This is a genomic window from Paraburkholderia sp. BCC1885 (assembly GCF_900996235.1).
Classification (GTDB): domain Bacteria; phylum Pseudomonadota; class Gammaproteobacteria; order Burkholderiales; family Burkholderiaceae; genus Paraburkholderia.
On record NZ_CAAJGM010000253.1, the window covers coordinates 1 to 7,587 of the forward strand.

Genomic DNA, 7,587 nt, shown 5'->3' on the forward strand with positions numbered 1-7,587 from the left:
CCGACATGCCAGGCACCAACGTCTCTCTGATCACCTGCTGCTTGAATTTTCGCGCGTACGTGCGACGGGGATGGGCTGCGCCCCCTGCGTTCGACATGGCTGACTGGCTCCGTTGATCTGAACGCCCTCATCATGCTTTGGAAAAGTCAGCATGGCGAAACGGTCGGGCCGAGCCGCTTACCGCACTCCGGCCGGTAGTCGCGTATCTTCGACCAGCAAAGGCAGGGCTGCTTGCAGCGTTGAACGCGAACGGGCCAGGGAAATTCCGAACTCCGCCAGCAAACCTCGCAGGCGGTTGACCAGCGCGGTGCGTTCCTCGATCCAGCCCTCCCGTGCGCGATGCCAGCTCAGTATGGCCTGTTGCTCGACGGTCTTGATGGTGACGAAGCGCATTGTCGGCTGGCGGGCCGCAATGGCGATGGCTTCCGCGTCGGCGGCGTCATTCTTGCCACCCTTGCGGAATGGGGCAACGAATTCCGGTGCGATCAGCCGCACCAAATGGCCGCGTGCCGCAAACCAGCGCCCCCAGTAATGCGCCGAGCTGCAGGACTCCATTGCGATGGTGCCACTCGGCGCCTGCATTGCCCATCGCTCGAACGCCTGCCTGCGCAGGACACGTCGCTCAAGCACTGTGCCGTGCTCGTTTAGTACACAGAGGGCAAACACTTCCTTGGCGAGATCCACGCCGATCGTTACGGAGCCATTCATGAGCTCACCTCTTTGGGGTTCGGTACGGTAGCAATTCTGTACCCACCGGATTGCCCTTGCCATGGGTGGTGGGAATCCCAGGAAACTGGAAGTCCCTGGTATTCAATAGATGAAAAACGGTAGTTGGTTAAGGTCGGTTAGTTAGGGTGACGGGCAATGGGCCGAGGGCGATGGGTCGCGACAGCGGAAGTCGCAGGTCGCTGGGGGTATGCTCGGGGAGAATTGGAGCGATTGTCTCGACACAAACCCCGGGAATAACTGGAATGGCCCCCTAGCGCGGCGCAGGGCGAGAACCGCGCTGTGTGCAAACAACTGGCGGTCCCGTGTGTGTGGTTTTCATGCGGTGGACGGCATGAGAAGGAAACCGTGGCGGGTGAGTGCCGGTCGTCGGTACTGGCATGTGAGTGAGCAAGGCCCACGCACACGGTCAGGGCGATATTCCGATGTGAATCGGGGCACGTATTGTGTTGTCGGTGTGACGGCGATGGCTAGGCTGGTGTTGTCTCGACACAAGGCATGCTGGGACGACTGTAGAGACCGGACATTGGTAGCCGCGTGCGGGGTTGTGTGCAAACAATGCCCACTCCAGCGGGTCGGTCGTGCGAAACCGCATACCTCGTTTCTCTCGGTGTGGATCTGGGCCAACGTCTGGTTATCCGTGTGACGACAAGGCGAGGCCGTTGTATCGACACAAGGCGTGCGGGGGCGGTGGCGAGTTTGGGGAGGGGCTACCGGTAGTCACCTACCGGGTTGTGTACAAACAAGGCTCACGCCAGCGGGTCAGGTCGTGAGGGACTGCGTGCCTCGTTTCTCTCGGTGTGAATCTGGGCCAACGTCTGGTTATCCGTGTGACGAAGGCGAGGCCGTTGTATCGACACAAGGCGTGGCGTGACGGTGGCGACTTTGGGGAGAGGCTACCGGTAGTCACCTACCGGGTTGTGTGCAAACAAAGCCCACGCCAGCGGCGTCAGGTCGTGAGTGATCGCGTACATCGTTCTCGCGTCGCGGTGTGAATCTGGGGCAACGTCCTGTTTTATCCGTGTGACGAAGGCGAGGCCCTTGTATCGACACAAGGCAGGCCGCGAGGGGACAGGCGCGGCGATCGTACACCGGGTTGTGTCAAACAAGGAAGCCCCACGGGTGCGATTTTCGCGCGAACGGGTACATCGGCGATTGAGGCGCAGGGGTGCCTTGCCAGGGGATGGATGACGGCTTCGCCACACGGGGGGGCGCGCGTGCCTGACGACGGCGGGCGCTTGTCTCGAAACAAGGCGCGGGATGGCGCGTAGTGGTGCGCGCAAAAGGGGGAGCATGCCGGGACCGGATAGCCGTCCATCGCTTCGTCCGTCGCGTCAGACGTTTCAGGGTGTTGTGTGAAGGAAAGGCGGTAACCGGTACGGGATTTTGTCAACACAAGCGGCATGCTGCGACATGATGCGGCGAGGTCACAGAAAGGCCGACCCTGTGAGTGCACCGGGTGGGTGAGGCGAGCCGGTGCAGCGGCTGGAAGAGGGCTGGCCTTCGCCTGAAGCGCCGGGTGAGCGGGCCAGTCAATACGGTTCAACGATGTTCCAGTCCAGGACCGTGGGGGGATGCCCGCCGACCCACAGGGCGATCAAGGCAGCCGCTGTATGGAACAGGCATCGAGCATGCCCTGCGTTCGGGTTGCCGGTCCCGGCGTGCCCTGCCGGGACCGGTACTGCTGCTACTGCTACTGCTTCGTTTCGATGATCCACCACACCGAGCGGGTCAGTTGCTGCCCGCTGATCGGATGGATATCGGTCAGCTCGGCGACCGCTGTCCAGCCGCGAGGCGGACGATACCCGCGCACATCACCGTCGCCGTGCCAGCGCCATGCGCGAACCGTGCCGGATGCATAGGTGGCCGACCGGCGCCGGCGACGCTGTATGGCTCCTGCGGTCATGCTCGGGCTACGGGCTTGCCAGAGGCTGTGGCAGCGGTCGGGAACGGCCATGCGGGTCCTGCTCCGTCTGGCGTCGTTCCCGATGCGGCGGGGCTGGTATCGTCGCCATCTGCACCCCGCACCGTTGCATCGCCGTTGAGCGTCGCTGCCTCTGCGGTGGCGTGACTGCCGTCCGGCTCGCTGTCCGCGCCGTTTGCGTGCGTGCCGGTGTCGTCATCCTCGGGCGATTCGTTCTGCGTGTCGCCTTCGTCGCCATCGTCGGCCTCGTCGTCATCGGGATCGTAGTGATTGATGACGGGCGGAGCCTGAGAGGTGAGTATTTCCGGGACCCATTTCACCTTTGCGAGACGCAGTTCGGCTGCGGCTGCGGCGTCGCCTTTCTTCATCTTTTCAAGATCGGCGGCGGCCCTGGGCGAGACGGCGCTGGCAACGACGTCGATGATGCGGGCCTTGCTGACGTGATCGAAGTACGACGCGCGCGTGGGGGTCCAGTAGCGGGTCATATCCAGTTCCAGTAACTGGGTCAGGGCATTGACCGTGTGCGGAGCCTCGGTGCCGGTGACGCCGTCGATCAGTGACGCCGTACAGAACGCCAGCAGGTCGAGCAGGGTCGTGCCGGGGTCCTGATCGATGAGCCACGGCAGCAGGTCGGCGCGTCGTGCGGGCAGGGTGGCGGTCCACTGCTGGCGCTGTGCGTCGATGGCTGTCCATGCGACACTCGCGGGCATGTCGTCGGCGGCTTTCAGCAGCTTGTCGTGGCTGCTGGTCGCGTTCAGTTCGAGGCAGGATGCATCCCACCCTGAACGATAGCGCTCGGCAAAGGCAACCGGCACGAGCCGATGCAGCAGGATCGCGAGTGCCACGGACGGGCGTTTCGTGAGTTCGGCCTGTACGGCGGCGGTGCGGTGCGCGGTGAGGCGCTGGCAGAGCGCTGCGCTGTGGATGGGCCTTTCCTTCGGGGCGGCCTTGCCGTTACCGGCGGATGCGCCGGTCATGTCCGTATCGGCCAGACCGGTGACGACCGCGCCGTCACTTTCGAGCAGGGCGAGGTCGTCCAGCTTCACGAGTCCACGGTCGATCATCAGTTCGCCATTCGGCCCGACCGTGACGAATGCCCCCGCCTGCGCGATCTGTGCGGCGTCCCACACCTGCGCGCGCTGCGCGAATGTCCCGATTGCCCGTTCCATCGCGTCCATCGCTGCTTCGAGGTTTTCGGCTTCCTCGTACGCGTTCTCGTCGCCTTCCTCAAGGGCGTCGAACTTCGCGACGAATTCGTCGTGCTGTGCTTTCAGCGCGTCAAGCTCGCGCTGCTCGTCGTCCGTATAGGGCCGGTGTACCGGCTGAAGCCTGCCGAAGCTGTTCATTTCGCTGTGATCGCGCTCGATGCGAGTTTCGACCCAGCCGAACCCTTCCGCACGCACGGCCTCGGCGGCGGCTTCTAGTTTTTCGCCAACGAGCCGTTGCAGCAGGTCGGCGTCCGCGACATACCCGGCGTTCTGCTCATCGCTGAACAGATCGCGCCTCACGTAGCCGCCAGCGCCCTCGTAGGCATCAAGCCCGACGAACCTCACCAGACGGCTGCGGCTCGCGTCGATTTCGGCACGGGTGATGGCCTGCCGCAGGTAATGCGCCGCGCGCTGGTAGTCATTGGGCGCATCGAACCAGATCCGTTCCTGCGTTTCGTGGTCGTCCACGAGCGCGAGGGCGGCAAGCTGGTCGATGCTGATAGCGTCCTCGCGCAGGAGGGCAAGCAGTTTCGGGGAGACGTGAGCGAGTTTCAGGCGACGTTTCACGGTGAGCGGCGACACGTCGAACAGCGCGGCGATATAACCGATACTGCGCCCCTCGTCGGCCAGGCGTTTGAAGGCGAGCACGGTATCGAAAACATCAAGGTTTTCGCGCTGGCTGTTCTCGATCAGGCTCGCGGCGAACGCATCGGCTTCGCTGACGATGCGTACGGGCACCGCGTAGTCGGCGGGAATGCGGCCATCCCTGTGCAGCAGGTCGAGGGCGGCGAGCCGCCGCTGACCGGCGCACACGCCGAGCTTGGGCTGTTTGCTGCGGGACCCCTTGATGAAATGGACCACCAGGTTTTGCAGAAGGCCTTTTGCCGCGATGTTATCCGCCAGTCCGGCGATTCCCGAAAGGGGTTTGGTGCGGACATTGAGCGGTGAGAGACGAAGGCGCGAATACGGGACGTGTCCGACCGGCTGCTCCTTGCCGAAATCGGATTCCAGTACGGCGGTGGCGTCGCTCGCGCTGGCGTCGGGATCGGTTGCGCCCGACAGTTCAGGGGTTGGTGCGATGACTTGCGATTGCATGACAGACTCCAAAAGAGAAAAGAAAGGTCCCGGGTCCGGTTTGTTGCGAAACATCATGAGTCCCGAATCCGGGTAGGAGTCCTCATGATGGGATGCACGGTGAGGGCCGGGGTTGACCGGCCCTGCCGGTCTTATGCCTTCATCGTTCGCATCGCGTCAGCGAGCATCCAGAGGGCGCGGTTCAGTTTCACGTTCTGGTCGATGCCGGTCACCGGGCGGGTGGACATGGAGCGCCCGCTGCGTGAGCGCCCATGCAGGCCGCCCTTGGTCAAGTGCTCTTGCACTTTGTTAAAAACCGTCCAAAGGTCGTCGCGGCGGTCCTCGAAGCGGCGCGGGGCGAGCAACTGGCTTTCGGTGATCGGCGCGGGAGCTTCCGCGTCGGTCGGGTCGTAGCGCAGCGCAAGCGCGGAGCGGGCAAAGGCGTGCTGCTCATCGCGGTTGAGCGTGACGGCGCGCATGCCGTCTTTCTGCTCGCGGATCAGGTCAAAACCGTCGAGCACGTCGAACGCGCCGTTGATGACGTTCTGCACCACGTTACCTTTATGATGCACACGGATATCGCGCACGGTGTCCCCGGCGACCATGCCGTTGTGGCAAACAAATCTGAAGGCACCCGCCAGTAACTGAAAACTGCTCGATCCATCGTGCGAATTGAGCAGGATGATTTCGTTGACGTCCTCACCCGTGATTTCGGTGGCGGGGCGAAGGCGCAGCATGTGTTTCGTATGTTCGCGCTTGTCCAGATCGCGCACGCGCGTCTGACAGACCATGAAGGGCTGGAAGCCTTCGTTGCGCAGACCGTGCAGCACGTCGATGGTCGGGATGTAGGTGTAGCGCTCTGAGCGGCTTTGGTGCTTGCCGTCCGCGAAGATGGATGGGGCGACGCGGAGAATCTGGTCGTCCGAGAGGGGCGAGTCGGAGCGGAGCATCGGGGAGCCGGAACGGAAAGAAGAAGCGAGTTGCATGTCAGTCTCCAGAAAGAGAATCATCAAAAAGGGTTGAACGGTGTTGCGCTGACCGGGCTCCAAGATTCGCCCCCGCCGTAGGGGTTGGTTTCATCCTGGTCGAAGCCAGGGGTTGGCTTTGCTGCCGCCAGTCTCCTGAGTTCGCGCCCGTGCGACTCAAGGAGCCGGCGCCGGGCGGGTGTCAAGGAAAGAAGTGAGGGGTTGGTGCGGGACGGAGCGAAGCGGAGGACTCGGCCCCGAACGCCTTGACACCCGCCCGGTGTCGGCTACTGTCGCGGGTGTCGGGCGGGAACACAGGAGACTGGTGGATGCGAAGCACTTCGCTGTTCGGACAGGATGAAACGCCGCGCGGCGAGCGCGAATGTGGAGGCCGCTTGCGGCCTTCACCTGACTGGGTCTTTAAGGGTTTGCGGGGTCAAGGTGTTGCGCAAGGGATTGACGCCCGAAGGGTCGAGACGCCGCAGGCGGCTCGATGCGCAAGCACGAAAGCCTGGTCACGGAGCGCTAGCGCAGGGATGCGCCCCATGCCGTTGACGTCAAGCCTGACGGAGCAGGCACCAGGTAGCAGGTAGCAGGTAGCAGCGGTGCAGATGGGCGTTGCTGCTGTGACAGGGGCACTGGCGACGCGGCCACTGACACGGGATGCGGAGCACGCAAGGCACCCTCACGGAAAACCGGCACTGACATGCCGGAGCCACGAAGCGCAAGCCGCAAGCATCGTGTTCCGAGGAGTACCGGGACCGGCTTTCCCCGGGACGCTGCACGCTGGCGGGCTGCGCGAGAGGTCATATCCCCGCCTGCGTGATCGTGGCCTGCTGGTGCAGAAGAACTGTACCCGGTCGTTTAAGAAATTCGGACTACAGAATAATTGGAGCGAAATAGCCTCACAACCTGCACCCGCGCATGGTGCGCCGATGACCCCGTGCGCGTCGCGATCCGGCGCACGTCAGGGATGAGAGAGTGTGTGTGGACAAGTGTGTGTTGCGGCAGGATCCACACCTGATAAGGTCACGGCGGATCCAGGCGCGGGCCCGATGCAGGCAGCGCATAGTCCTTGTCGGCCACGCCCCGCTCACTACCCGGATTAACGAAGCTCGCCCGCACCCAGGTGGTTTTATCCCGCAGTCGCCGGATATGGCCCCGGCGCAGATGGGCACGGGGACTGGCATGCGTTCCGCCGGCCGGGTGGGCGGCCGGCGCCTGGGCCTTCAGCTGCAGCACCTTGTACGTGTAGAACGGCGTCTGGTTTCTCGCCGTGCGAACTGCATTGCTGGCCCTGCCGGGCGGCACATCAACGGTCTGGACATTCGTGCAGTTCAGGACGGTGCAGGCCTGGACCACCATGCCGACTTCGTCATGCGCGTCGACGATCACCTGCGACAACGCCAGCGCTTCGTCCCCGTTGAATCTGGCAACGGTCTTGGCGAACAGATCCGGAATTAACACGAACGGTTTGGCCCGGAACCGATAGCCCTTGCCCTTCAGGCGGCCGGCGCTACGCAAGGCCTGGTGCGCGAGGGTCGTGGCCGGTGTGTCCGCCAGACGCCCGTCAACCCTGCTGTCATGGGGAACGAAGAGTCCTCCCACCCCGGGAGACCAGCTCCTGAGGGCATCGAGGTAATACACGGGGAAGATGAATACCCCGCCTTCCGGGAACATCTGGCGGTAT

The 7,587-nt window shown here is 63.5% G+C and carries 4 protein-coding genes and 1 pseudogene; all 5 read right to left on the reverse strand.

Annotated elements, in window-relative coordinates:
* Positions 1 to 177 precede the first annotated feature (177 nt).
* Positions 178 to 684, reverse strand: a complete 507-nt coding sequence (locus FQ755_RS33355) for an IS110 family transposase (RefSeq protein ID WP_186308732.1) — start codon at positions 682 to 684, stop codon at positions 178 to 180.
* 1,735 nt (positions 685 to 2,419) lie between these two features.
* Positions 2,420 to 2,632, reverse strand: a complete 213-nt coding sequence (locus tag FQ755_RS33360; RefSeq protein ID WP_144161502.1) for a hypothetical protein — start codon at positions 2,630 to 2,632, stop codon at positions 2,420 to 2,422.
* Complete coding sequence (locus tag FQ755_RS33365; protein ID WP_260858999.1) at positions 2,629 to 5,010, reverse strand: ParB/RepB/Spo0J family partition protein; 2,382 nt, start codon at positions 5,008 to 5,010, stop codon at positions 2,629 to 2,631. The genes FQ755_RS33360 and FQ755_RS33365 overlap by 4 nt, the downstream gene beginning before the upstream one ends.
* A gap of 74 nt (positions 5,011 to 5,084) precedes the next feature.
* Entirely contained in the window at positions 5,085 to 5,918 is an 834-nt protein-coding gene (locus FQ755_RS33370) for a DUF932 domain-containing protein (protein ID WP_144161505.1), read from the reverse strand.
* Positions 5,919 to 6,926: 1,008 nt separating this feature from the next.
* Positions 6,927 to 7,587 (reverse strand): annotated as a pseudogene (locus FQ755_RS37695) (hypothetical protein); the annotation flags it as partial.

Excerpts from the sequence above, each read along its gene's own strand:
- FQ755_RS33360 (WP_144161502.1), bottom strand. The coding sequence starts at position 2,632 with ATGACCGCAGGAGCCATACAGCGTCGCCGGCGCCGGTCGGCCACCTAT.
- FQ755_RS33365 (WP_260858999.1), bottom strand. The coding sequence starts at position 5,010 with ATGATGTTTCGCAACAAACCGGACCCGGGACCTTTCTTTTCTCTTTTG.
- FQ755_RS33370 (WP_144161505.1), bottom strand. The coding sequence starts at position 5,918 with ATGCAACTCGCTTCTTCTTTCCGTTCCGGCTCCCCGATGCTCCGCTCC.